This window comes from Robbsia andropogonis, from assembly GCF_034047095.1.
Classification (GTDB): domain Bacteria; phylum Pseudomonadota; class Gammaproteobacteria; order Burkholderiales; family Burkholderiaceae; genus Robbsia; species Robbsia andropogonis.
Genome location: NZ_CP139169.1, coordinates 124516 through 150198, shown reverse-complemented (window position 1 = coordinate 150198; position 25683 = coordinate 124516). Strand labels below are relative to the sequence as shown.

The 25683-nt window shown below is 54.8% G+C and carries 25 protein-coding genes and 4 pseudogenes; 12 read left to right on the top strand and 17 right to left on the bottom strand.

Annotation, left to right across the window (positions count from 1 at the left end; translation table 11 throughout):
• Nucleotides 1-1098 (bottom strand): IS110 family RNA-guided transposase, encoded by a 1098-nt coding sequence (locus SJQ66_RS13400; RefSeq protein ID WP_320534434.1) that lies wholly within the window; start codon nucleotides 1096-1098, stop codon nucleotides 1-3.
• Between the two features lie 81 nt (nucleotides 1099-1179).
• On the opposite strand from SJQ66_RS13400, the pseudogene SJQ66_RS13395 reads away from it, so the two are divergent.
• The 3 genes and pseudogenes from SJQ66_RS13395 to SJQ66_RS29890 all read left to right on the top strand — a co-directional run.
• Nucleotides 1180-1443: pseudogene (locus tag SJQ66_RS13395) on the top strand (integrase core domain-containing protein); the annotation flags it as partial.
• Nucleotides 1444-1566: 123 nt separating this feature from the next.
• Entirely contained in the window at nucleotides 1567-2709 is a 1143-nt protein-coding gene (locus tag SJQ66_RS13390) for an IS30 family transposase (RefSeq protein ID WP_320534433.1), read from the top strand.
• A gap of 198 nt (nucleotides 2710-2907) precedes the next feature.
• Nucleotides 2908-3081 (top strand): annotated as a pseudogene (locus tag SJQ66_RS29890) (IS6 family transposase); the annotation flags it as partial.
• An 88-nt stretch (nucleotides 3082-3169) separates the two neighbouring features.
• On the opposite strand, the gene SJQ66_RS13380 reads toward SJQ66_RS29890, so the two are convergent.
• The 9 genes and pseudogenes from SJQ66_RS13380 to SJQ66_RS13340 form a co-directional block, all read right to left on the bottom strand.
• On the bottom strand, nucleotides 3170-3991 hold the full coding sequence (locus tag SJQ66_RS13380; RefSeq protein ID WP_320534432.1) for a hypothetical protein: 822 nt from the start codon (nucleotides 3989-3991) through the stop codon (nucleotides 3170-3172).
• A complete protein-coding gene (locus tag SJQ66_RS13375) occupies nucleotides 3988-5235 on the bottom strand; it encodes an MFS transporter (RefSeq protein ID WP_320534431.1) in 1248 nt (415 codons plus the stop codon). Before SJQ66_RS13375 ends, SJQ66_RS13380 begins: the two co-directional genes overlap by 4 nt.
• Nucleotides 5236-5559: 324 nt before the next feature.
• Nucleotides 5560-6297: a hypothetical protein gene (locus SJQ66_RS13370; RefSeq protein ID WP_320534430.1), complete on the bottom strand. Its 738-nt coding sequence runs from the start codon at nucleotides 6295-6297 to the stop codon at nucleotides 5560-5562.
• A 35-nt stretch (nucleotides 6298-6332) separates the two neighbouring features.
• A complete protein-coding gene (locus SJQ66_RS13365; RefSeq protein WP_320534429.1) occupies nucleotides 6333-7565 on the bottom strand; it encodes a phenylacetate--CoA ligase family protein in 1233 nt (410 codons plus the stop codon).
• A gap of 18 nt (nucleotides 7566-7583) precedes the next feature.
• Nucleotides 7584-8387 carry an SDR family NAD(P)-dependent oxidoreductase gene (locus tag SJQ66_RS13360; RefSeq protein ID WP_320534428.1) on the bottom strand — a complete coding sequence of 268 codons (804 nt, stop codon included), beginning with the start codon at nucleotides 8385-8387 and terminating at the stop codon, nucleotides 7584-7586.
• Nucleotides 8380-9153 (bottom strand): HalD/BesD family halogenase, encoded by a 774-nt coding sequence (locus tag SJQ66_RS13355; protein ID WP_320534427.1) that lies wholly within the window; start codon nucleotides 9151-9153, stop codon nucleotides 8380-8382. The genes SJQ66_RS13360 and SJQ66_RS13355 overlap by 8 nt, the downstream gene beginning before the upstream one ends.
• 17 nt (nucleotides 9154-9170) lie before the next feature.
• The gene (locus SJQ66_RS13350; protein WP_320534426.1) at nucleotides 9171-9968 is read right to left on the bottom strand and encodes a DUF3050 domain-containing protein; all 798 of its coding nucleotides are present in this window, start codon (nucleotides 9966-9968) and stop codon (nucleotides 9171-9173) included.
• 46 nt (nucleotides 9969-10014) lie between these two features.
• Nucleotides 10015-10221 (bottom strand): annotated as a pseudogene (locus tag SJQ66_RS13345) (hypothetical protein); the annotation flags it as partial.
• Between the two features lie 82 nt (nucleotides 10222-10303).
• Complete coding sequence (locus SJQ66_RS13340) at nucleotides 10304-10714, bottom strand: hypothetical protein (RefSeq protein ID WP_320534425.1); 411 nt, start codon at nucleotides 10712-10714, stop codon at nucleotides 10304-10306.
• Between the two features lie 496 nt (nucleotides 10715-11210).
• Here SJQ66_RS13340 and SJQ66_RS13335 point away from each other — a divergent pair, with 496 nt between their 5' ends.
• Nucleotides 11211-11858 carry a hypothetical protein gene (locus SJQ66_RS13335; RefSeq protein WP_407691490.1) on the top strand — a complete coding sequence of 216 codons (648 nt, stop codon included), beginning with the start codon at nucleotides 11211-11213 and terminating at the stop codon, nucleotides 11856-11858.
• 549 nt (nucleotides 11859-12407) lie between these two features.
• Here SJQ66_RS13335 and SJQ66_RS13330 read toward each other — a convergent pair.
• A complete protein-coding gene (locus SJQ66_RS13330) occupies nucleotides 12408-13553 on the bottom strand; it encodes a phage integrase N-terminal domain-containing protein (protein WP_320534258.1) in 1146 nt (381 codons plus the stop codon).
• 1012 nt (nucleotides 13554-14565) lie between these two features.
• Here SJQ66_RS13330 and SJQ66_RS13325 point away from each other — a divergent pair.
• The 4 genes from SJQ66_RS13325 to SJQ66_RS13310 all read left to right on the top strand — a co-directional run bounded on the left by SJQ66_RS13325 (nucleotide 14566) and on the right by SJQ66_RS13310 (nucleotide 17678).
• Nucleotides 14566-15582, top strand: a complete 1017-nt coding sequence (locus tag SJQ66_RS13325; protein ID WP_253466266.1) for a PRTRC system protein D — start codon at nucleotides 14566-14568, stop codon at nucleotides 15580-15582.
• A complete protein-coding gene (locus SJQ66_RS13320; RefSeq protein WP_320534424.1) occupies nucleotides 15579-15971 on the top strand; it encodes a hypothetical protein in 393 nt (130 codons plus the stop codon). Before SJQ66_RS13325 ends, SJQ66_RS13320 begins: the two co-directional genes overlap by 4 nt.
• 60 nt (nucleotides 15972-16031) lie before the next feature.
• Entirely contained in the window at nucleotides 16032-16220 is a 189-nt protein-coding gene (locus SJQ66_RS13315) for a hypothetical protein (RefSeq protein ID WP_320534423.1), read from the top strand.
• A gap of 94 nt (nucleotides 16221-16314) precedes the next feature.
• A protein-coding gene (locus SJQ66_RS13310) for an IS3 family transposase (RefSeq protein WP_407691505.1) occupies nucleotides 16315-17678 on the top strand; the annotation gives its coding sequence in 2 pieces (ribosomal slippage) (nucleotides 16315-16789 and nucleotides 16789-17678; 1365 coding nt in all).
• A 375-nt stretch (nucleotides 17679-18053) separates the two neighbouring features.
• On the opposite strand, the gene SJQ66_RS13305 is transcribed toward SJQ66_RS13310, so the two are convergent.
• The 5 genes and pseudogenes from SJQ66_RS13305 to SJQ66_RS13285 all read right to left on the bottom strand — a co-directional run bounded on the left by SJQ66_RS13305 (nucleotide 18054) and on the right by SJQ66_RS13285 (nucleotide 21069).
• Nucleotides 18054-18926: a DUF7146 domain-containing protein gene (locus SJQ66_RS13305; protein WP_320534527.1), complete on the bottom strand. Its 873-nt coding sequence runs from the start codon at nucleotides 18924-18926 to the stop codon at nucleotides 18054-18056.
• A gap of 39 nt (nucleotides 18927-18965) precedes the next feature.
• Nucleotides 18966-19160: pseudogene (locus SJQ66_RS13300) on the bottom strand (primase-helicase zinc-binding domain-containing protein); the annotation flags it as partial.
• Between the two features lie 184 nt (nucleotides 19161-19344).
• The gene (locus SJQ66_RS13295; protein ID WP_320534255.1) at nucleotides 19345-20202 is read right to left on the bottom strand and encodes a hypothetical protein; all 858 of its coding nucleotides are present in this window, start codon (nucleotides 20200-20202) and stop codon (nucleotides 19345-19347) included.
• 14 nt (nucleotides 20203-20216) lie between these two features.
• Nucleotides 20217-20645: a hypothetical protein gene (locus SJQ66_RS13290; protein ID WP_320534254.1), complete on the bottom strand. Its 429-nt coding sequence runs from the start codon at nucleotides 20643-20645 to the stop codon at nucleotides 20217-20219.
• 115 nt (nucleotides 20646-20760) lie between these two features.
• Nucleotides 20761-21069, bottom strand: a complete 309-nt coding sequence (locus tag SJQ66_RS13285; RefSeq protein ID WP_253466252.1) for a hypothetical protein — start codon at nucleotides 21067-21069, stop codon at nucleotides 20761-20763.
• A gap of 474 nt (nucleotides 21070-21543) precedes the next feature.
• On the opposite strand from SJQ66_RS13285, the gene SJQ66_RS13280 reads away from it, so the two are divergent.
• The 4 genes from SJQ66_RS13280 (at nucleotide 21544) to SJQ66_RS13265 (ending at nucleotide 25203) form a co-directional block, all read left to right on the top strand.
• Entirely contained in the window at nucleotides 21544-22230 is a 687-nt protein-coding gene (locus tag SJQ66_RS13280; protein ID WP_320534421.1) for a nuclease-related domain-containing protein, read from the top strand.
• A gap of 238 nt (nucleotides 22231-22468) precedes the next feature.
• Nucleotides 22469-23749, top strand: coding sequence for a hypothetical protein (locus SJQ66_RS13275; RefSeq protein ID WP_320534420.1), 1281 nt, complete (start codon nucleotides 22469-22471; stop codon nucleotides 23747-23749).
• Between the two features lie 162 nt (nucleotides 23750-23911).
• A complete protein-coding gene (locus SJQ66_RS13270) occupies nucleotides 23912-25003 on the top strand; it encodes a FlhC family transcriptional regulator (RefSeq protein WP_320534251.1) in 1092 nt (363 codons plus the stop codon).
• A 41-nt stretch (nucleotides 25004-25044) separates the two neighbouring features.
• A complete protein-coding gene (locus SJQ66_RS13265; RefSeq protein WP_320534419.1) occupies nucleotides 25045-25203 on the top strand; it encodes a hypothetical protein in 159 nt (52 codons plus the stop codon).
• Between the two features lie 77 nt (nucleotides 25204-25280).
• Here SJQ66_RS13265 and SJQ66_RS13260 read toward each other — a convergent pair whose 3' ends face one another.
• Nucleotides 25281-25559: a hypothetical protein gene (locus tag SJQ66_RS13260; RefSeq protein ID WP_320534418.1), complete on the bottom strand. Its 279-nt coding sequence runs from the start codon at nucleotides 25557-25559 to the stop codon at nucleotides 25281-25283.
• Nucleotides 25560-25683 lie beyond the last annotated feature (124 nt).

The following is a 25683-nucleotide window of genomic DNA, read 5'->3' as shown; positions in this document are numbered from 1 at the left end:
TTACACTGTCCAACTTTCGGGGGGCAGTTCAAATACGGGGCGATTCACAGTGCCTGCCATCCAAAATGCCAAGCGCAGTCTCGCGTTTCCACGTTTGGACAACTGCTCACGACCTCGTGCCGTTCCAGACTGATGCTTGGCCAGATCAAGGCCACAATATTTCAGGAATTGCCGATAATGGCGGAATCGGCGCAAATCACCCGCTTCCGCGAGAATGGTAAGTGCGATGATCGGACCAATACCTGGCAACGTTCGCAAACGTTCGTAGTCGGCATTGTTCAATAATGCCGCTTCGGCACGCTCCTCCAAACTCGTACGCGCTTCGTTGAAGTGCTGAAGTTGCCGAAGTGACAGTCGAAATGTTTCTACGGCTAGGCTGTCTGGGTGATGCGGCAGCGCAGCTGACTGTTGTGACGTGTCCCAGATTTCACCTAGTTTTTGGGTCTTCTCGACCTTGCGACCGACAAGGTCCCACGCCGCTTTTACAAACTCTTCTCGCGTCAGCCGTTGCACATGAGCCGGCGTCGGAAATTCCAGCATGAATCGTATCCACCACTCACTGCGGCTGCTGCTCCAGTACTTGTACATCTCCGGAAAGTACAGAGGGACGTGGTGATTGATGATTGAATGCTGAACGCGTGTTCGCAACCTCGATATCTGGAAGTAAGTCTTGGACAGCTCTTGCAGATCATGGTTGCCAGCGATCATCGGGTCAACGTATTGCTGCACGATGCCGTGTTTCAGCATATCCAGAATCACTGAGGCGTCTTTGGGATCATTTTTATCCCATGAGTTGAATTTGGCCTCGCGGTAGCGAGCCTGTGCGACCGAAGACACACTGACAAGATCGACACCGGCCATCAAAAGTCGATGAGCTATTGGGCGGTGGTAATCGCCGGTCGGCTCCAGTGCACCTTTACACCGACCTCCAAGGCTTTGAATGAATTGGATAAGCCGGTCAAAATCCTGAGCGGAGTTTGCCATCTTGAAGCGATGCTTCATACCGGTCGCGGTTTCGATCAACACAGCGTTCCATTGCTTTGCAACATCGATTGCAAGGAAATGCACGTCAGTCGTAGTATTGGAAGTGTCGGCCATCACGGTGTCCTCCTGTGGTCCTCGAGAAACCTAAGGATGCCAGTCACTGGGATTGGCTGACCACCATTCTGCATTTACTACGGCAGCGAGTTCATTTCGAAGGTGATGGACAAATGGGCATACGAGAATAATGCTGAACTCGACTTCAGCCGACCTGGCAAGCCGACCGATAACGCCAAGTGTGAAAGCTTCAATGGCCGTCTTCGGCAGGAGTGTCTAAATGCCCATTGGTTCTTGTCGCTGGACGACGCCAAGAGCAAAATCGAAGCGTGGCGAAGGGATTATAATGAGTGTCGTCCCCACTCTGCATTGCAGTGGGCGACACCTGCCGAATTCGCCCGCCAGGCGCGGGAAACGGCGTTGTCAGAAGTAACCGCGAAGCCGGATTTCTCTACTTCTGAGCGGGGCGGATTCAACCGGTCACTGCAACACCCCGATATTGATTGTTATAAAATCTGAGGTGTTGTCATGGCGAGCATATTTGGCCCGATGACGGATGCACGTAAGACCCGTATCTGGACTTTATGGCGAGGCGGCATTCCGATGAGCGAGATTGCGCGGGACATCGCAAAACCACCGGCGACGGTGTATTCGTACTTGCTTTACCACGGCGGGATTGAGCCTCGACAGCATATTCGCAGGCAGGGCAGTTTATCGCTGGAAGAGCGAGAGACTATTTCTCGGGAACTAGCGAGCGGTGCGAGCATGCGATCAATCGCTAAGAGCTTGAATCGGTCCGCCTCGACGATATCGCGCGAGATATCGCGTAACGGCGGCATTACTCGGTATCGCGCCTGCCATGCAGAGGCTGCTTTCTTCAAGCGATGTAAGCGGCCTAAATCGTTGTTGTTACGCCGGTATCCGAAGCTGTGTCGACAGGTTATCGCGTTGCTGAAGCAGGATTGGTCGCCTGAGCAGATTTCGGGCTGGCTGAGACAGGAAAATGGGACCGGTGTTGGCATGAGTATTTCGCACGAGACGATCTACAAGTCCCTTTTTATTCAAACGCGTGGCGTATTGCGTGAAGAATTAAAAAAGCATCTTCGTATGAAGCGTATGTTCCGGCGTGCCAGAAACCACCAGACGCCGAGTCGCGGGAACATTCAAGGAGCGGTTTCAATTCGGGAGCGTCCAGCTGAAATTGAAGATCGCGCGATACCCGGTCACTGGGAAGGTGATTTGATCGTCGGTTCGCTGAACAGCGCGATCGCAACAATTGTTGAGCGACATTCTCGATTTACGCTGTTATGCAAGGTAAAGAACAAAGGCGCACTCACCGTGATAGAGGCTCTTGCCGGACAGATGCACAAACTACCCCGAGAGTTATCGAAGAGTCTTACCTGGGACAGAGGTCAGGAACTGTCTGCGCATAAGGCGTTCTCACTTGCCACTGATATGGCGGTCTACTTCTGTGACCCCAGCAGCCCCTGGCAGCGCGGCACGAACGAGAATACTAACGGACTGCTGCGTCAGTATTTCCCGAAAGGCACTTGTCTTTCGGGCTTCTCGCAGAAGGAGTTAGACAAGATTGCGGAAAAGCTGAACACGAGACCCAGAAAAACCTTGAAGTTCAAAACCCCGGCACAGGTTCTTCAAGCCGCGTTGCAGTGACCGGTTGAATCCGCCGGGACTAATTCCGGGGTACGGTCATATTAACGACGGACTCTACAGCCGTTTCGGACTAATACTGGGGGCAGGTCAGGATACTTGAGCCCCATTGAATACCGCGAAAGCCTCGGATTAGCAACGTAAATCAGTCCAAGAAAATGTCCGCATCCCCCCTGGGTCAGGATTCCTTACAAATCAACAATCAAATCGATAACAAACGTGATGCTCGGCTTCAAACGGTTCACAAATGCCTTGGCAACGATCTCCGGCATCGAATTGATGCATCGCATTCGCAAGGGCCAGTTCGATCTAACTAAAATCGGTCTCAAGGATTTCGCTCTGCCTACCGTATGGAATACAGTTCTTTCGGCTTGATAAGATATCCTACAGGTGAGAACATTCTCGACACTCTTACCTATTTGCACCAGAGCCCAAATATCTCGTCACCCAGCAGCAAGAAAGGTCAAGATTTAAGAATCACGTCAGATACGACTCCTATGAGCAAGTAAGCATCGAGTGGGCCAAGCTCATCCCGAAACAGACGATCCAGGTCGGGGTCGCCCGTCGCCGGTAACTCGTCGTAGAGTTCGTCGACCATCGTATAGGCATTGCGGAGGATTAGACTGTCGTGTTCCAGAATGTCGGCCTGCTCAAGCCAGGCAGCAAGATGTCTGCCATAAGTGAGCACGTCGGCGGGAACGTTCACTCCAACACGCGGATACACATGATCGCCGCCAAGCACCTTCTTCATCAACTTGTAAAAGATCGGACTCTCACTACGCGCGGATGCAAGAATCAGGCGCGACGTGGCACGATGTTGCGAGTACGCCTTGCCAAGCCGGTTGCGTAACACTTCTCGCATCACACCACCAAACTGGCGGGACGGCACCATCCCGGTTGAGTCGATATAGAAATTAACGAAGTCGTCCCCATGCAACACAGCGTACCCGGTCCACCCCACCATCTGCCCGGCCATATCAGCGATGACAGTGAAATCCTCAAGCTTCGAGAAATAACCGTTCGCTCGACGGTATCTCCAATATGGCGTCATGTCTGCGCCGAACGAACTTGTGGTCACAGGTACCAAAGCAAGGTAAATCGCCTCGCAGATATCCGGCGAAAGCTGCTTTCCCGGGGTACGAAACGAATACGCAGTCAGTTTGCCTGATAGAACAGATTTTTCTGCATCCTGCATCGATTTACCGAATATCTCGTTCACCAATGGATATTCACTCGTCTGCTTTTCGATCCACATTTTCCGTCTCTCTGTAAAGGTTGTTTTCAAATACCAACAGAAGCCGCCTCCGGAACATCGCGCAATCTCACCACCGGCGATCTAAATATTACGACAGCCTGAATCGAAAAGGCTACGAATGCGACGACAAGGCTGCCACGTTGGCTGTAAAACTGCGCGACTGTCGCACCTATCATTGTCCCGATTGGCCGCGAGCCGTAGGTAGCAAGCGCGATCAGCGAGGAAACCCGTCCCAGCAAGAGCGGTGGCGTCACGACCTGCCGCAGCGTGGTCGAGCTAATGACCCACAGGATCGGCCCTGAGCCAAGAAGAAAAAAGCACAGGCAAGCGATCCAGAATGAAGGAAACAGAATCGTCATCAGCATCACTATCGATGCTACCCAAGCAAACAATGGACCAATGCCCATCGACATACCGAATGAGGTCTTGCGTGTGATTACCCTGGCAAAGAGCGCCCCAATGATCATGCCTATGCCGTACATGGCCATCGTCGCCCCGATCTGTGACGGATTCATTTGAAGCCAGCGGGCAGCGTAGGGAACGTAGACCGCATAGATCGAAAACAACCCGATGTTGAAAAAGAATGCAGTCACCATGATCGACCGTAGCAATGGTTCAGCAATTACGAATTGCGCTCCCTCCACCAAATCCTTCCTCACGTTCCGGTGCTTCCCGGTGGGGCGCTGAGGCTCATCCATACGCGACAATAGACCGGCCGCACTTGCGGACAGCAGCGCCGCTGCCCCAAAAGCCCATACAGGACCAATCCAGCCACCTAGCAGCCCACCTAGAGCCGGCCCCGCTGAATATGCAACGCTGCGCACGAGTTCCGTGCGCCCGTTCGCCATAGGCAGCGCATCGCGGCTTACAATCGATGCGACAAGCGACGGCGCCGACACGTTGTAGGCAACCGTCCCCGCCGCTGCCAGGAAAGAAAATAGGCCGAGCGAAAAGAGACTGATGGTATGGGCCGCGAGGCAGACGAGTATGGTTGCGAGCATACAAGCTCGCGTCATCTCCGCCAGCGCCATGAGCTTGCGCCGCGAGAAGCGGTCCGCCAGCACCCCGAACGGAAGCGACAAGCATAGAAATGGTAGCGTTTGAGCTGTCTGCAGATACCCGTTCTCGGCGGCACTGGAGTTCAGTACGAATACGGCCGCAAGTGGCGTAGCCGCCAGACCGATTTGCTCAGCAGTTTGAGCGATCAGGTTCGACCACACGAGACGCCTGAAGCCAAGGGGCAATGTCGAACGTCCAATCGCGCGAGATCTCATGATATTCGGTTATCCAGAGTCGTTTACAAGCGTTCGAACCACGGCCTATCTCATCGCCTGCTTGTGCTACCGGTGAGGCGCAGGTTTCAAGTTTTCACGACCCCTGGTGAACAACTAGGATTTGCCGTTGCCACAGGAAGTGAATGCACAGCGCAACCAGCACCGCCAACGCAGCCAAACTTGGCAGAATCGCTGGACTTGAACCGCCCGGATCAGCGTAGCCTAATGCCGCCGTGACCGAGACGTCTTCATTGGAACCTACATGACTGCATGCTGCTGCCCCCTGCGGCGTGCCAGGCGTGCATCCTGATTTCCGCTCCTTCGTCAGACGAACTTCTTCGCGCTCGGCTTAGCGTCGGTTCCACCAGTTTCGATGCTCGCAACAGCTGACGAGTCATGCGGTGACACCTCTTCACTATCACCGCGGGCTGCCCGGATATCCTGGAATAGCCGCCGAAAGGCTTTGCCAGCAGGAAACAGCAGATTCGTCTCTTGCCGATAAGCAGCCCATTCCGGTCCAATGATGCGGAGGCCACGTAAATCCTGGTGATAAGTCCCGATGTAAAGGTAGACCGTCGCGGCGACGGCGAGAAACAACGTATCCAGTGTCATGACGGGATGCGTCCAGAACAGGATCACAAGGCACAGGTGATGGGGGAAGCGAATGTAGCGTTTGATACCGTTCTGGCGAACCCGGTAGTACGCGGGCATTTTTTTGCCCGCCAGCTTCGTTGCCACCTGCTTGACACCCAACCATTGCCAGAACGACGTCGTGTACTTGAAGCAGAAAAAGAAAAAGAACAAAGAAGCCGCCAGTGTAATAACACTCAGATGGAAAAGCAGGCTGCCGGGCTGCAAATAAAACAGATACACTCCCGAACTTTCCCAGAAATGAAATCCCGCGACCAGCGTTGTCACTGAGATAGCGCTGTAAATGATATTCCACAAATACTCCGGGAAAATACTATTAAAAATCTTCACGGCGGTTTTCGTCGTCAGCAGGGAATGCTGCAGCCCATAGCAGGTGACGATGATGAGGTCGGTCTGTATCCAGCTTGGCATGATCTTCTCCAAAGAGATAAAAAAAAGGCCACAGTTCAGCCGATGCGGTATCGGTTCGTCTTCGTCGTAGGGGAAAATTCGTAAAACGTGCAGTCGACGGGATTAATAATCAGATTGACTTTCCATTCGGCGCGCAAGCTTTCCACGATTGCCGTCTCCGAAGCCGAGATATCCACATTCGCTGCTTTATCCGTCACCACGCGGACAGTAAGTTGCCGGTCATTCGGATATGCAAGACATTCATAGTGGAACACGGGGAAATCGCACCCAAAGATGACGCTTTCGAGCGCCTCCTTCTGCTCAATGTCGAGCGGATAGTCGTCCGCCCGGCCCTCGGATCGAAATACATACTCCCCAGTTCCGACCTCACGCTCGACCGTAAACATGTCGTTGGTGTCGTAGCGCAAAATCGGCAACAACCCATCTCGGAGCCAGGTGACCACGAGCCGGCCCGACCACCGGCCGCTTTCGTCCTTGATCGCGACACTCTCCGACCTGTCTCTCACGATTTCGAAGATGAAGTCCTCCGAGATCGGCCGGTAACGGCCGTCAGCTATTCCATACATCAAGGTAGCGGCCTCGCTCGAACCGTACACAAACGGCAAGGCACGTCCTTCGGGGCCGAGAATGCGACCCAAATTCGCCGCGCTCGCCTGAGAAAAGTGCTCGCCGGTCAGCAGTAGCGTTTTCAGGCCGGATGGGAGCGTGCCGCCGCGAGCCTTTCTCAATTCGTACAACACTTTGTAGACCAACGTCGGTGTCGACATCATCGCCGTTATCCGATAACGCTCCAACACTCCAGAAATCCGGTCGTATTCGCAGACGTGAGGAATCGGATAGACGCGAGCGTAGCCAACGCCAAGTTCCTGCAGCGCGCGAGCAGATGCCTCGACAAACGGACTCAACACGCCTGGATGCAAGATCGCGACTCGATCGACGCCGGGCTGCAGGTGACGCTTATAAGCGAACACCTGATTCAATGTGTTCCATTTCAGATCGACCGTGCCTCGGGGCGTCTGCAATGGCGTTGATGTGGTGCCGGAGGTTTCGCTGAACAGCAGCCCCTTTTCGAGATGTTCGTCGATTGCATCATGCCCGTACGAAACAAGCTCTTTTTTCCGACACACTGGCAGAGCTGCTAGCACTTCCTCCAACGTCAGGGCGTTTAAGTCACGCCCCGAAAGATGTCCTGCGAGCCCGAGTCTCGCCGCTACCGACAATACTCGCCGCTTCGCTGCTGCAGGATCACGCGTAACGACCAACGACATGGTTGCTCTCCAATTGCGTCACATTGAGCCCGCAAGTCCACCACCGTCGACGACCAGCGATACGCCGGTGACGAACGACGCATCCGCCGAAGCGAGATACAGAATTGATGCCGCGATCTCTTCCGGCCTGCCAACTCGACCGAGTGGACGACTCGCCCCCTGCACAATGAGTGCATCGTCGTGTAGTCCCAGTTGCCGCGCCTCGTCAAGCAGCAAGGGCGTATCGGTGTCACCCGGGCAGACGCAGTTGACGGTGATGCCTTCCGGACCGTGATCGACAGCCATCGCCTTGGTTAGCAGCACTACTCCCCCCTTGGAAGCGCAGTACGCTACGGCCTTGGCGCCGCCCACAAGCCCCCAGCCCGAAGCGACATTGACTATCCGCCCGCCACCACAACGGCGCATAAGAGGTACGGCATACTTTCCCATCAAAAACACGGACCGCAGATTGACTGCTAGCACGCGATCCCACTCCGCAGCGGTCGTCTCAACGACGGTGGCGCGTCGCGTTATTCCGGCTGAATTGACCAGCACATCAAGTCGGCGATAGCGGTCAGCTATATATTCAACGGCATGCCTGCACTCGTCTTCATTGGCTACATCAGTTGCGATGGCTTCGGCTTTCGCGCCGGCGGCGCACAGCTCACGCGCCACACTTCCTGCCCCTTCGCCGTTCAAGTCGAGCACCAAAACTTGAGCCCCTTCTTCAGCGAAACGGCTGACGGTCGCAGCACCGATGCCTGTCGCTCCTCCAGTCACGGCGACCACCTGCCCCCGGAAACGATCTGACGCTCCAACACGGTTTCTAGAAGAATCAGACATGTTCCTTCTCGCCATATAAAAGCGTTGCCGTATTTCCAAACCACCGGTTCGGCCTGTCATCGAAGGCCATGTTCAATGCCCTTCTCGTGCTGCGACCGACTATGGGCGTCACGCGATGCAGATTCTCTGCGGCGTTGATCAGATAACACTCCCCCGCGGAGTGGTGGCATTGCCGCACCTCGCCTCGTTCACACGCTAGTGCGACCGCCATCTCGATATCCTTCTCAGCAGCCAAACCGTGCTGCTTGCAGAATGCACTCCAGTTCGAAACGAACTCGAGTAGACCACCGTCGTCCGGCTCTGGTGCAGCAGAGACGACAATCAATGCAAATTGCGGATCGTCTAGATGCCAACCATGTGTATCGTCCTCGCCCAGAAGAAAATTCGCCACGATGAACTCCTCCGGATGCGCGACCGGATACAGCTTTTTTCCGATGATCGATGAGAGAGTCGCCCATAGATCATGGTTCGCATACACCATCGCCAGAGGAAAACATTCCTCCAGAATTCGGTCGCCTCCGACGACCGACAACCGGCGCGGTGTTTCATAGCCTGGCATCACAAAGTTTTTGCGCCGACTCGTGGGTTCTATCAGCTTGAGCTCCTGCGCAATCAGGCTGCGGGTTGCTTCAGTGAAGAAGTTGGGCAACTTCACATACCCTGCGTCCACGAAGTTCTCATGCAGGGGACGCGTGACAGCGTCACTCGCGTATTCGTCCGAGATAATTCGCCCGGACAATAAGCTAAACAGGTCGTTGTTTGTCATGTGCGGACGCCGGCTCACTACTCCGAAAGAGCAGCGTGGTGGGTAGTGAATTCCAGCCGCTCTGCCAATGCATCCCACAACGCGATTCGCTGCTCTACCCCATCCGCTGCCGCAGACCTCAACTCGGCCATCTGAACGGGATCGTTACCGACGACCTCCTGAATGATGGCTCGAACCGCGGGTCCGTGACTCTCTCCATCCAGTTCGATATGCCGGTCCAAGTAATACCGGAACATCGGCGCTGCATCGGCTGGTAGTCCCCATTCCTTCAGCAGAGAGCAGAACATCTGGGGGATGGCATCTTCGCGGCCGTAGAAGAAGTTGCCTAGCACCTGATGCGTCCTGCCCTTCTCGGCAGTACGCATGGTGGCCTCCACAAACCGCCGAATTGGTTCCGGAGCTGACACTTCACTCAGCGCGGCAGACACGGTCGCGCCACGCGCGACAAGCGAGACAAACTGCCTTATCTGCCCCGCGTCGGCGCCGACCTCCTCCATCGCCGCGAGATACAACTCGTAATGGCTGAGGTGCGCGCCATCCGGAGTTTCGTCGGTTTCTTCCCCGAGCACGATCTGGTTCATCAGGTGTGCGGCACGATACGCAGACCGTGGGACCCAAGGTACGCTCGTGCAAGTGAAGTCGTTCTGCAAGCGTTTGACCAGCGACATGAAATCCCAAACCGCGAAAACATGCCATGCCATGAACGTGCGCAACTGTTCCAACGTTCTCACTCGGGCAAACACGCGATGATTCTTCATCGCATTCGTTTTCGCAATAAGGAATTGGGAATCGTTCTCGTATGGTTTGGTAGTCATTTCGGTCTCTTTCATTTTGTTTCGGATTAGAAATCGCATTACCGGCGCGTTCGCCAATTCCTCCCAGCATCGCCTGGACCTCATTGGCGCCGGCCTCAATGCCCGCGAACGCATTGGTTACGCCGAATCCGAGGTTGTTGTGGTAGCGCGTTGAGATATTACCAAGCAATCCTAAAAATAGCCTTTTAAGTGCTCTTCCGTAAATTATTACGTTATACGTAATGTCTTTCTCGAACTGTCTTTTAACCAACACAGTGTCTACTATCTTGTACCTTCTAGGTGTCAAATTTATGACGCTTCAACTATCGCGTCAAGGATGTTTTTCTACCGATTATCTACAAAACAAACGTTTTCACGTTATGCGCAGCTGCGCATAACGTGAAAAACTGCCCGGTACGATCATTGCCCAAACCAAGACCCATAAACGTCTCGCCAAGAACATCGGTGAGCGTATTGGATGTCACCCGCTCTTCCAATTCGATCGTCAAAAGGCCCAACATTTCAGGAAAAAGTGCGAGATCTTCCGAAGCATAACCCTTGACCACTTCGAGGTAGCGCTTTTCCCGAGCATCGAACTGGGAGCGATCCACGGCGTTCGATATCGACAAGGCCGCCAACTCGACGAAGTCTGAAAATACCTGCTCAGGTCGGTGCTTAGCGGGGAAAGAATGAATGGCAGCGATAAGTGCGGTTTTGCGCCCGCTGCCCATCGACTGCTTAAGATTTTTGGCTATTTTGCGAACCATGCATGCTCTCCGAAGGACGAAGAGCTGCCCAGGACGGGAGAACTCCCGTCTGGGTTAAATCGATGCGTCGTGGGACGCGTTAGGTGGAACGACAATACAGCAAATTCGCCACTCGAAAACGGCAAATGCTACCTATATTTGGTGCGCTTAACGATTACGCGGACCTAAAGTATCCACAGAATCGGCCTAACTTCCTGTTGAAAAATCACGTAACGCTATGTTTGCGAATGGATAATATCGATAGCATATTAATTAGGCATCGATCTACCAGACAAACGTCCGTCTTCCTTGAAACTCACGATGCCTTGCGCAAATAATCGAACCCCTAATTGCGAATGATGCATAAAAAGCGGTATCTTTCGGGTTCGAAACAAAAAGCCAGTCCACGACAGGAGTGGCGATACAAGCCCCACCCAGTATCCACACGACCGATCCAACCGCGCCGACGTCTACCACTATGATTGCTGAACTGATTCCCTGCCCTAGCTGCGCCGGAATGCCAAAAATAGGTCGTTCCCAGCGTCTAGCCGTGCCGTTTTACGAACGTCGGGTTGATTACCGGATCTTCGGTGACTTCGGTTATGACACCGCCCCGGAAAACGGTGACTCTGGAGCACGCCCACCCGGCATGCCCGAAACGATTCAATTGCGAAATATCCACTGCGCTGACTGCGGCATGGCCACGGCGTGGGAAGATCTGAAAGACGGCGAAGCTGAAATCGATGTGCTGGAGCGAGTCGGCCGCCGTTGGAATACCCGCGTAGAACGTCCAAAGTACAGCGACGACGATGTACGCGCCTTGATAGACCGGGAAGTCGGGGTTAAAGACGAACAACTCGTCCTGGCAATGATGGCCACCACGGACGACGACCAATGGGAGCTTCGGGGGCCGGTGCTTAAAGCAGCCGCGCTGCGCATACTTGATGCCACGCTGACCGGTCGCGAGTACTGGCCAATCGAGCCGACACTTGAGGACGCGGCACGCTTTCGCAAAATCACTCAACTGGTCAAGATGGTTATCGTGGACGGGGTGCCGTCGATCCAATTCCCCTGCCTTCCGTCCGACGCCGCCTACACCGATTTCGCTTGGGAGGCCAGGGTGGCCAGAACCGTAGACGATTTACCTGACCGGGATCGCTGGTAAGTCCGGCGGCGTTAGTCTCTCGATGAGCGCCATTAATCTGCGCGGTCCACGACTTCTGTGGCAATAGGCGTCGAATTCGAACTGCCGAGTACTGTCACGCACTTTCTCTGCGCTATCCGACGTGTACGCAATGATTGCGACATCCCAACATTTATCGTCGTTTCGCAGCTTTCGCGCAGTGGCACATCCGTCGCCTAATACAACGTCTGTTGCGACCACGGCAATGTCAGGCCGCCATGCCTTAGCAGTTACCAACGCTTGCGCACCGGTAGCTGCTCGCATCGTGTCGAAACCACGCAGCTCCAGCTCCTCGCAGAGCATGGCAACCTCGTCCCCGTGATCGTAAATCAGCACGCGAATGTTATTCGCGTCACGGACAACGTGGCGGGGCGACCAAATCTCCTCACCTACCTTTTCTACCACTTTGCCATACCTCAGCGACCAATGACGGCGCAAACCACCGTAACACATAATTAGACGACAAACTGTCGCGCTCGCGGCCGGTCTATGCGCTACTAAAGACGTGATCATTCCAATGTGAACGGCCGTTTACCGAGGTGCCAGGTGCGCCATAGCGCGATATAACGATTGCCGTGTAACTCCCAAATGCTTTGCGGCCTGCGACACGTTGCCATTCGCCTGATCAAGCGCTTGCTTGGCTTCATCTGGAGAGATGCGCTTTCGTTGAATTCCAGCCATCGTGTGGTGGGTCGATAGATACGCACCGGTTTTCGATGCCTTGCTATGCCCAGCCGCCTCTACCGCAAGTTGCAAGGCCTCGCGATGCAAGTCAGCATCAGGACGCAGCACGCTACCTTTTACCGGCGCCGGCGCACCACTGATACGTTCATAGTATTTCTGGAGCCATTGGTGACGAAGCCCGTGACTCGTGACGCCGAGCCCTTTCTTATATATGCCGAACTTGCGCAACACGAAGTTGTAGTGGTCTCGCCACCGAGCGATCGTGTAGGTCGCCGGAGTCGTTGATCCGCTCAAGGGGTCGCACAGTGCGAGCGCTTCGGCAAGCACGTCAAGGCGCAACTGCGTTGGAACCAAACGCTCACGCCCGCCCTTTGTTCCGTCCTTCACCCTCAGCGTATCAAGATTGCGTAGCGCCGATGCCGGCTTCAGGGAAAAGCTTTCTTCAATGCGCAGGCCAAACGCCGCCTGTAGCTTGAGCTGGACTGCCACCCGCGGATATTGCTTACCTATCTCAGAAATCAAGCTGTCGGCGTCGACGCCCGCCGCCTCCCACGATTTATCCGTGGTCGTCACATACGTGCGCTTAAGGCCGGCAGCGTCTCGATCGACGTAGTCTTCGAGCGACAGCACTAGGCCGCGCTTTCCTATCCATTTGGCATAGGCACGTAGGTGAGACAATTTGTTCTCGATAGTGCCGCCCGATTGCCCTTCGCCGATCCAATAGGCAACCAATGCTGTAAGGTGCTTTGCTGAGAGCGCGTGCGCACTTTCAACCGCAAACCCTAATGTGCGCAGCTCCGCAAACGTCCGGCAGACGGTGTACATCCGCCTTTCCTGCGTCTTGTAGGAAGTGACCTTCGGGCTGACGCGGGTGCGACTCAGCACCTCGCTTACTTGCGCGGCGCACACCACAGCAAGTTCCGCTTTGAGCCGCGTGGGGAGCGAATAGCGCTCTACCATCGCATTCACATCTAGTTTCAGGCTATTTTTCATCTTCACCCATCTCCCTTTTAGCGCAGTCGCAATCTGCCCCTACCAAGCATTGCTGCACCTTCGTTTCTCTTCACCGGTATTTCGCTACCGCACGTTTTCCTACTGCCTTGCTCTTCCTGACCTTTAGCGATATCTGACTGGCCAACCACACATGGGGAAGCATCCATGCGTCGACTGTCCGACAGCCGCACCACGAGCGGTGCTCGTTGGATTGCGTCTATCGGTTACTCGGTTGTGAGGAACGCCATCTCACATGAACGGCATCTTGCTGATCGCTCGATTGCCGCCACCCGCGTAGCTCTTGTTGCGCTGTTCTTTCCACGGCCGCGCGCGCCGTCTTATATGCGTCTCAGAGAATGGAGCGATGCTGATGCAGCTCACCACTCTCCCGCCCCCCGCGCTCCACCATCTCGCTCGCACCTGTTTTAAGGAGCGACCAGTGGATGCGTTTCTGACGTTTGGGGAACGTGTAGCAGGCTCCTAATTCGCGCTCGGGATGTGTCCGGATGTCCGGTGCCACATGTCCTCATTGCGCATCATTTGTGGGAATTCACCGTGCAGCCCAGTAGATATCTTGGTGTACGGTGTACTCAGTGTGCGCCATCATGTGTTTGATGGAATTGAAAAAAAAGCCGCTTCAACGTGCGGCCCGGTCATTTGATTGATGTATTGGCCATCTTCGCGGCTTTCTCGGTCCCGAAGATGACATGCTCATAGGGCGCAATATGGCCCTGTGAGCTATTCGATGCGTCAGCGACGCGGTAGGTGAAGTAAGCATAGCGGCTTATGCGTTGCCGTCGCATATCAAATGCTGCGTAAATTCGCCTCGCTTTTGAATCCTTGACTTCGTGTAGTGCTCGATAGACTCCTAGGTGGTTACGAGCCAAAGTCACCCTGATCTGACAGTTCCGGGTGACTTTGGACTCCGCCACAGTTCAACGATTCCGAAAGTCACCCCAAACTGTCAGATTCGGGTGACTTCGTATCACGATAGCCATCTTGGGAGCGTATTTTGAAGACTTCAGTGTTCGCAGTAGACGTCGGTTACGGTAATACGAAGTACGCCTTTCGCAACGGCTCTAATGTCGCTACCGGAATGTTTCCCTCGCTTGCGCCAATAGCTGCCACCCACAGTCTGTCCTCGTTTGGCGATGGCGTGCTCAACACTCGCCGGGTAACCAAGGTGTGCATCGAGGGCGCCTACTACGAGGTCGGCCCAGACGTGGCCATCACATCCGCTTATGGCAACACGGGCCGAACCCTATCGGAAGATTTCGCCTTATCGGCAACCTATACGGCGCTGCTCGGAGGTGCATTTCATTTCTCCGGTGTCACCACCATCGAGCGGCTCGCGCTCGGATTACCGGTACACAACATGCAGAAGTACGCCAACGAACTCAAGGAGCGCTATACCGGAGCGGTCGACTTCGGCTACGGTCCGGTCGCAATCGGCCGGGTCCAGGTTATTCCCCAGCCCCTGGGCTCGTTGGTATTCGCATCCGCAAACCGCAGCAACGAATTCCAACGCGACAGCGCCCATTTGATCGTCGATGTGGGGTACTTCACCACCGACTGGGTCTACGCGAATGGCTTCACGATGGATGACAAGCGTAGCGGCGGCTTGCCGGGCGGTGCCTCGCATATCTATCAGAGCATCGCAGGCCTCATCTCCCGTGACCAGGGTGAACCCGTCAACGATCTGGAGCGCATCGATAAGGCTTTGCGCGAGAGCAAACCGTTTTTCTTTTTTGGTCAGGATATCGACCTGCAACCTTATCTAGACCAATCGGCACCGGTCATCAACGCCACGGTCAAGGAAATTCAGAATAACGTCGGTCGCCTGGCTGACGCACGCTCCATCATCCTCTCCGGTGGCGGCGCGGCACTCTACGAGGCGGCAATCCGTCAGGCATTTCCCCGCGTTGCCGTCGAGGTGCTCGACGCCCCCTGTTTCACCAATGCGAAAGGCTTCCTTGCGATTGGCGAAATGGGCATAGCGCGCGAGCGCACGCTCGCTAAGCGCGCATGAACGAGCCGACCGCCGCCAAGATCGAAATGAAGCTGGTTATCGATCCGATCGACACCCCGTTTCTGCACGCTAGACTCTCAAAATGCAGTACGCCACGCAAGCGTGCAACGCTGTTGCGCATACTGGGAGAGTTGGCCGCAATGAATGCCCTGCAGCCATCTACCCTCCCGGGTCAGACGATATGGCATCCGGCCGGGGCTACACCAATAGACGATACGGCCGAGACGAGCGTTTCTCTTGGCATCCCGCCGACCAGGTCCCCCGCTATAAAATCGGCCGGTGAGACGGCAAAGAAACCGGGACACGCAGCCGTCGAGACGAGCCTACCACTCATCAACGAAGACAATCTAGATCTGGACATCGCAAATCAGTTCGCCGCCTTTGATTAAGGATGCTTGCCTTAGAAAATTTCCTGGCAAACTAATCCCATCTACCTCGGAGTCAATGACATGTTTTCTTCTATCGCACACGCCGCCCTGTCCGTCTTTTCTTTTTCGCCTGCAGATGCCTTGAATCTCGATTACGCGCACGATCCACTTGCCTGGCTCGTACTTGCCGGGGGCGCCTGCGTCGTCGCCGCCACTATCGAGCTGGAGACAGGTATCGTGAAGATGGTCAACAAGCTAAAGTTGCTCTGACACAACGGCAAAAAAAAAGCGCCGCCCCCTAGTTATGGGAGTGAACTGCACCCCAAAAGTTGGACACGCGTCCAACGATTTGGGGTGTTTTTTCATGAGCAGACATAGTGCGCAGTTCAAGCGCTCCGTTGTGAAGGATTTGCTCTCAGGCAAAGGCGGCAGTAGCCGGGATGTCGCGTATCGACACGGCATCGATCACGGCACGGTACGCAAATGGGCGGCTGCCTGGCAGGAGCGCGGCGAAGACGCGTTCAGGAAGAAATACAGTCACTATGACGCGCGCTTCAAGCTGAAAGTGCTGAGGGCCATGCTGTCGAAGGATCTGTCCGGCCGGCAGGCGGCCGCATTATTCGATATCCGCAATCCGGCCGTGATCGGCATCTGGAAACGCCAGTATGATTCGGGAGGTATCGAGGCGCTGCAGCCTCGCCCGCGAGGACGACCCGTGAAGCAACCCAAGTCATCTGTGCCGTCCGATTCGACGAAATCCGACGTATCGCGCACGAAAGAAGAGCTCCTCGAAGAGCTGAACTATCTGCGTATGGAGAACGCGTACCTAAAAAAACTGGATGCCTTGATCCGCTCGGAACGCCTCGAAGCGCCGCGCAAAAAGCGCAAATAGTGGCCGGATTAAGGCATCGGTTTCCAGTTCAGGGGCTGCTGAAGTTGGCGGGCCTGGCGCGCAGCACTTTCTACTATCACTGCAAGGCCTCGCTGGCAGCGGACAGGCACGCGCCACTCAAGGCGCGCATCCGTTCGTTATTCGAGCAGCACAAGGGACGCTATGGCTATCGGCGCATCACCAGCGCGATCCGGCGTCTGGGTATCGTTGTCAATCACAAGACGGTCCAGCGGCTGATGCAGTCCATGAAGCTGAAGTGTCTGGTGCGCCCGAAGAAGTACCGCGCCTTCCGGGGCACGGTGGGACGGATTGCACCGAACGTGCTGCAAAGGCAGTTTGATGCCGATGCGCCGAACCGCAAGTGGGTCACCGATATCACCGAGTTCCGGGTGGGGGAGAGCAAGCTTTATCTCTCACCGGTTCTGGATCTGTACAACGGTGAAATTGTGGCCTACGAGACGGCTACGCGCCCGGCATTCGCAATGGTCGCGGGCATGATCAGAAAGGCAATGAGGAAGTTGAAGCACGACGATCGGCCGGTGGTCCACTCCGATCAGGGCTGGCACTATCAGATGAGTGCCTACCAGACACTGCTAGCCCGGCGCGGTCTTACACAGAGCATGTCGCGCAAGGGCAACTGCCACGATAACGCGACGATGGAGAGCTTCTTCGGTACGTTGAAGTCAGAATTCTTTTATCTGAATCGCTTCGAAAGCATTGAGGCGCTGCAGGCCGGCATCAAGGAATACATTCACTACTACAATCACCACCGCATCAAGCTCAAGCTGAAAGGGCTGAGTCCTGTGATGTACAGAACCCAGCCCTTAACGGCCTAGCCAAAAACTGTCCAACTTTGCGGGGTCAGTTCAGGGCGGCGCTTTTTTATTCAATGTAGCCGACTGAGCTTCTCGGCTTGTAACTGGCAAACACAATATTCCCAGGCTGTCCAAAACGGCAGATCACGATGACGCGTTCGCATCGACGATCGGTCGATCACATCAAAAGCCACGGCCTCCGATTTCCCTGCCGGCTGGCTTCCATTGTCGATACCTGTCGTGCCAACAATAGCGAAACGGGAAATAATCACACAAAACTGAGACATCTCAACTCCCCACAAAGCAAGAAAGCCCAGACGGATCTCTCCCGGTGGGAGGAACCCACCGGGCCAAATAAAGTTTCGTTACCGCTTCTCTTTCAATTCAAACGCGTTTCTACATATGCACAGCGACACGGGCAGGCGTTCTCAGATGCGGCCTGTATTTCGCAACACGGCGCAACGCAACATCTGGTGAAGCACCGTTGACCAATTCCATCCACTCGTCGGCGAAGTCCGTCCCCTCCACACGCGGGCGGTGAATCACGACGTCAAAGCCTTGAGCGCGTAGGCGCTTGGCCAGAACATCGCCCGCCTGCACGCCCGGACGCTTTCCGCACTTCTGGTCAACACGGTCATAGTCCACAAAAACATGGACCTTGCGAATACCATGTCCATGCGGAACTTCGAACTGAGCAAGATGCACCCGATTGAGGCAATACCACATAGGCACGGAAAACATCGTGAAAGCCGCGTAGGCGGTCTCCAGCCCTTCACAAACGCCGATTTCACCATTCGCCGACGGCATCAGGCGAACCGCGCCGCCAGACAACGGGTTGAGTGTTGCATCGTTGCGTTTGACATCCAGCACCACGCCATCACCATCGCAGATCGTCGCCTTGGCCGGCTTCACCCGGTCTAAATACGTGCGGTGTAACGTGCCCAAGCTGCCATCGGGCAACACATACCGCGCCACGATACCCGGCCAGGAACCGAGCAATTTTCCATCCTGCCAAAATTCCAGCATGCCCATGCGTAACGCATCCGAGACAGGCGCATTCATTCCTGGCACCCGAGCTTGCAGATAGCGCATCACATGGTCATCGATGGCGAGGGGCTTGGCGCCCTCCCACATCTTGTTCAAGCGTTTGGCGACTGCAACTGGGTCTTTACGCCCCGCAGCCGTACGCAATGCAAGGGGGACGTCAACTGGCTTCAGATTGTGTACCAATGGCCCGGTAAGCTCACGCTCGAGTTCGCGAAAAGTCATACCGGTAACCGAAGTGATCAGGGCAACTCCGTCGCCAGCTGCGGGGGAGCCGTCGTCGCATTGACGGCACACCCAATTGCCGCGCCCGTACTTATTGTCATACGTGAAGCGATCGTTACCGCCGCACATAGGACAGGGAGCACCTTTACCTGTAAGTGAGCTCGCTGCGACCCCATACTTCTGGAGCAGCGATAACCACTGACCGGACGTGAGCTCCAAGTCTTTCAGTTTCATATTTCACCTCAAAGGAAGTGGTAGGGTCGATGTCCAGAGCGGACGGGGAAACCGTTGCTCAACGAAAATCGCGCTCGCGGCGAGCTTCGTTCAGCAGGCTTTTTGCTTCTGGAGAAAAAGGGCTTCAGCACCATGCGCGCTTGCGCATGGTGAGATAGTCAATATGGAGAGTTGCTCGATGGACTTACCTGGTGATCCGCCATTTCCAACGGTTCCAGTACACTCGGACGTTGTCTCGGAACAGAGGCTCACCATCGTCACCAAACGCTGCGACCGCTTCTTTACCCAACCGATGAACTTTTACGCTTTCACCAATCTCTGCGGCCGCCATCGTAATCGCGTCCTTCAAGCCCTCACCCTGAAGCACGCGCTCAAATCCATCAGCCTGACGCAGTCGAAGTGCGAAAGATTGATAGGTTGCGCTCTCACCAGGCTTGGGTTCGCGACGCGGAAATGTCTCCTCGCCCCACCCCTGGATAACACCAACGTGAAAATCAGTGCTCGAACGCCGGGTATTGCGCGCGGTAACGCTTTTCACCACGGTGCGGCTCGGTCGATGCGCCGGTTCAGATGACGTCTCGTGGGCCGGGTCGGGCACGGGCGATTGCTCGACGGCGGTATGCGTGCGCGTGGGTGCCTCCTTGCTCTGCGTCGACTCGCATCCGGAGGCGGCTCGAATTGCTGCTGTGACGGCATCACGCATCGATGAATAATGGGTCCCCACCTCAGTCCAGCTTGGCACGAGATCTGGAAGGACCTTGACACCAAACGATCCGAAATCGCGAAGATCGCTTGCGAATTTCGGCTTGAACTGAACAACATACTCACTCTCATCGACAAAGAGATTGGGTATGCCCGCGATCGTCACTCGCGTCTCGTTCGAAGCCCCCTGGCCAACTATCACGGGAACGTCAGGTGTGCTCTTCCCCACGTTCGGTCGGTTCACCGCAACGGGTTTCGCTCTGTTTGCAGGCTGCGCAAACTCCGGGTCAACGGCGTGGGTAATAAAAATCTTCTGGAACAAACTAGCGGCAAGACTCATCACAAAAGCCTCCTCTAAAGCAGCGTGCCGACTAAATGACGGCGAACCTCTGCAAAGTCATATTTCAACAATGGGGTTGACTGAATCACGTATTGCAGCGTTTCTGGATCGACACCATTCACGTCGCATACGAACCGATACGGAATAGCGCCGTCCCAAAGCTCCATAACCCAGCCAAGCGTTGCGAAGTAATCAGCAGTGTCGATGCGGCGGTTGCGAAGTCGCTCAGAGATGAGCGTTGCGCAGTCCATGAGGGACTCGGGCATCTTGTCGTTTTGTCGGCTGTCGCATGCCAACTCGATAAGCGCGTCGACCATTTTTTCCCGGACAGCCTCACTCCACTGCATGGGGTCCGGAAGTGGGTCCGGCTTTATCGCCGGCTTGAAGATGGGTGTGGGATCGGCGAAGAAGTCACATTGATATGCCGCCACATGGTCATTCATGGGATGGCTCCTAGGAAACCGGGGAGCCCCATGTCCCGCGCCGGGGAATGGAACTCCCGGAATGCGGTGGGAGGCGACGAATCCTCAGTGGATTCATCACCTCGTTGATCAGGTACTAATCCTTCGTACCATTCTTCAAATCGACGACAGCAGCAGATTTCGCATATTGCTTGCGGATCGGCCGAACGTTGTCGGGTGTACTCGACACTGTCGACTGCGCCGGCCGGTGCTCGCTATGGGCTGATGAATCACCCTCGGCTTGCTCGACTTCGCGCTCAGCACGAGCTTTACTTGCCAAGTGGTGCTTCAAATAAACAAAGCCACCACCAAGCAGGAAAAGCAATACCGCAAAAGAGTGCTGCGCCATATACACGACATAGCAAACGGCAAGCAACTTGAGCGGGTTCTTTATCAGATTAGGCATTTTCTTCTCCGTACGGACGGGATCACAAGGGACTGGCCAGGTCAGGCGACGTGGCTATTTCGATGCTCGGCGAGCAAGGAAACCCGGCACCGGAGTGCTTTCTTGAAGCAGCGCTAACTGCGGACGCGGATTCAAGAAAAAACTCAGTGCTCAGGCGGGAGAGGAAGCAGGGAGGAGCCGAGCGGGCATGGGTGCACCGCTTGGTTAGATCGATGCGCTAGTGCGCGAGGGGGTATCGCAAGCATATACGCGTAAAGGCAATCTGCAACCACCAAATGGTTATGCAAATCGATTCGCTTTCGAAACCCGACAAAAAAGCGTTTCGCTTACCACTTTCCGTCGAAAGCTCACGTTTTTCGATCATCTTTCGCCATTTGACGTTGAAGAAAATTCGATACGCTATACACTTCGATGTCTTGACTTCGAAAAAAACGCTTCAGACTACAGCTATCACAACCTCAAAAGCCATTTGCCATGCTGTCACTTCTGATACTCGCCTTCGTAGGCTACGTGATCTATTGCTACATCAACCGTGACAGGGCGGAAACGCTCTCCCGAGGAGGCGTATTCACAAAAATGAGCGACGCTCGCGGCGCTCTGGGTGAGCGCGCGATCCAAAAAGAGCTTGCAAGAATCCTCCCAACAATTTGCGGCGATGACTTTTATCTTCACAGCGGGCCAGCCATCTTATTGCATGCCCCTGGTACGGCATACCCAAGTGCGGAAATTGACCACCTGGTGATCACGCAGTTCGGCGTTTTCGTCATCGAGACCAAGCATTGGTCGGGGCGCGTGCGCCCAAGTCCATCGCTAGATCACTTGATACGCATCAGCCCTAGCGGCTTGAGTGAGACGCGCAAATCGCCGCTGGCACAAAACCGAACCAAGGTCGCCTTCCTGCAAAAGATTGTTTCGGGAATGGGGTGCCCCGTGCGCAGCGTGGGCGTGTTCGCGGCACCCAACTGCACGCTTGAGGGCGATCTACATCCCGATCTCATTTACAGCAGTGACCTCCCTCAATGGCTTGTAGCGCAACGTGATCTACACCTTTCAGCAGGCTTTGAAAGACTATCCATATCTGTATTGACTAATCGTATCTTGTCGGCCTGCGATCTTTCACACGATGCCGAAGCACGGCACCGTGCAACTGTTATGCGTTGATCACCAAAAGGAATTCATGCCCTATTCAATGAAATTTCCTGTAGTCATTCTAAAGATTCGCTAAGTTTTACCGCTATTCGGTGCTTCCTTTATCTATTAGCCCCTTAGCTACGTGATCAGGAAGTGCGCGACAAGGTAGCCCCTTATCGCTCACCGAAATGTTCAGCTCGAAAATAATTGCTCAATTTTTCGAACAAGTTTCATTGCTATTTGAAGCACTTCTTTAAGAGAGAGACGTATGAATGTCCCAGCGCCCCTTGGCAAAAAAAACAGTCATAAGCAACAGTCCAGCGTAGATTTCGACCCAACCACACTCGACGACGGTGACGACAAGACGACCGCGATAGATGCGAATGTGGGGGCGATGTCAGGCGCACGTCTTTCCAGCGACGAGATTCATGGGATCGCAAAGAGGTTTTTCGGCGCCGATATTCCAGACGACATCCGAAACGCGATTGTCGAGGAAAGTGTCAATATCCGCATTTCCGTCGATCGCATTGTGGCATCCCATATGAACATCGCGCTATCAGCGTTGAGCATCTTGCAGCACATATCTAAAGCTCTCCAGCGCACGAATGTGCCCTCGCGACAGTTGACGCAGCGAGCCGAGCGAATGACGTTCGACTTTGTGGGCCGCATTACCGGCTACTCAAAAAACAACATCGTTTTTTTCTGGCGCGAGTACCACAAGTTCTTCAACAACCCTGACGCGATGACGCATCTGACCGCAACAGACATGCGGCTCTTGATTACAAAAAGGAAATCCGACGATGTGATTCAGGCGGTAGTCGACCTGCGCAAGGGAAACCGTAAAGCAAGCGGCAAAGAAGTGAACGAGCTCATCGATCGACTCGAACAGGCCGAGCAACAGCTTTCCGAAAAGGACTTGGAGGTTGCGATCATGCAAGAGCGCTCGGAAAGCGCAGAGCAATCGGCGCGCGAGGCGAATGACGAGAAAAACCGTCTGCAATACGAAAACGAGCGTGCGCAAGCCAAGATCGCGCAACTCAAGGACAAGTCAGAATCGATGGTACTTGAGCTGCGCAATACCACCGGAAAGCATACGTCGCTCGTGCGAGAGGCGGACGCCCAGCGTGTTGAGATTGCTAAATTGGCGGGTGAATTGGCTTCGCTGAGGGCTAACCCGCTGAAAATCATCGAGAAGGTCGAAGTGCCTCCTGCGGGATTGGTCTCAATGCAAGAGACCATCAGACAAAAAATGTCTCACCTCGATAGCCTGGACGAGCGAATAATCGCGTCCAACAGCAGGCTTGAAAACCTGCGCCGTGAGCAGGCTGAGATCGATGGCGAATTGGAGAAAACTCGAATCATCAAGGATCGCATGAATAGCGTGCTGGCTAAGTTTAGTGAGTTCAGCGCCGAATATGCCGCTGCTCAAGTCTTGATATCTGGTAGCTCGATCTCGCCTTACCGCCATTTCCTTGAGGAATTGTCGGAGCGCTTGACGAAGTTTGCACAGGAAACCCGCTTGGCGATTTCGCAAGCCGATCATCAATAAAGCTGTGCCGATTAGGCGCCGGAGGATTCGACCTGGCGCATAAGTTATCCCAGGGAGTAGATGGTGCGGAAGTTAGATGAATATAAGGCAATAGAAAGCCTATATGTGCCGTCGTGGTTGGAAAAAATCATCCACGACACCAATTTCGACATAGCAGACACGATGAACATTGCGCTGCTAAGCGAGCCCACTTTGGCCAAAATCTTCCGTTTGAATTCAGCACAGTCACGGATGTTGCGCTCGGACCGTCATGCGCTCGTGAGCCTACTGCAAACCCCTTTCTCAATGCAGACCATCACTCTGCGCACTATCGCGGACTGGGACTGTCTGGTAGACGGCACACCGACAACTCGGGCCGTCGATGAACTGATGCAAAACGTCCCCAACGATATGGCGCCACTGACCAAATCGAGTATTGACGAGGCCAACAAGCGCTTCATGACCGTAGTCACTACAATACTTCATCTCAACATCCTCGCAGCGCCCCTGCTCGGCATCTCCCCGGAGCTCGCGACATACCTGAAGTCGATGACTGGGCACAAACTGCATTCGCTCATGGAGCGCGCGCCCGGCCTGCCGCTATTCCAGTTTCGGTTTGCCAATTCCCGGTTTTGGGAGGAGCTCGCCGACAATTCGATCACGGCCGAGTCGATCGGGCATCAACTCATGATGACCTCCCCTGCATTGGAGGATTTTGTCCTGCCGAAAAATTGGGGCGTCCAATTTCGCTTGCCTAAAAATGAGGCAGACCGTTACGCCGATGCCATGATGGCATATGGCTGTCGTGCCAAGAAGGCCGCCGATTTGCTCAATCTCAATACTGCCCAAATGCGTAAGCGCTATCTCGCGATTCATGGCACGCCGTCAACGTGCGGGAATCAGGCAACATCCTTGCCGTGGTTCGTTGAGACCCCCAAGCGACGCTTGCAAGCGTCGTTCTTTGCATGGTTGTATCGATATGCCCTGAATTCAGGGGTAAATGTGCCGCAAGCCATTATCGCTACGAACGACCTGTACGAGAAATTGTTCGGCGCAACCAGCCTGATCAACCAGGATCGGGCCATTCTGTTGATTCGCTCGATGTCCGCCGATAATCGACTGACAATGACCGGGTGCCGCAATTGCGGTACCGAATATGTACTCTCGAATTGCGACAACCGGATTGAAATGCAATCGCAATTTGTCTGCCCGGCTTGCCTGCTGAAGCTCGATGGCCGGACACGCTCTACCAAGAAGAAAAGGCCTCAGGAATGAATAACCCGCACCCTAAACGGCCCGCCCCTCTTAACATGCGCATGGATCACGAGTCCGGCTTCATCGTCTTCGACGCAGAGGGACACGCGCAATTCGCTTGGAGGGACAATCGAACGGACTGCTTCTTCTCGGAAGCAGACGGTACCCTGCTGCTCGACGTGGTCGCCGCTACCGCCTGGACTGGCGACTCGATCCATTAACAAGACACCATACAATGGAAGACTTCTCCTACCTGTTCCAAGACAGCGCACACGCATGGTTACGTGGGCGTGGAGATTCACGATTTCCGACTTACGAGCGACAGTATAGGGCCGCTCAAGAAGCCGCCGGCGAATCCTTCAACCTTGAGGATTTCAACGAGGTTGATAAACGCCCAGATCAGTTCCGAGCCCGTCCAATAGCCCGCTTTCTTGCCCGGCCGGCATTTGCGAAGTTCGCCATCGCATGCTTCATAATCTGGTGCTCCGGCCGACTCGTGCCGGTCTTGGTTCAACGCGATCCGGAAGGGGCGGCTTTCTTGCTGGTCGTCGCTTTCGTGATGCTGCGGATTTTTCATCGGCGGCCGAGGAAAGATGCCTAGGACCGTCGCCGCGCAACATTATATCGTTGGCCACTTTTGACCAGGAACACCCCGCTCAAGTGTTGTCCGTGAATCGCATCGTTTGGTGATTCATCCGTTT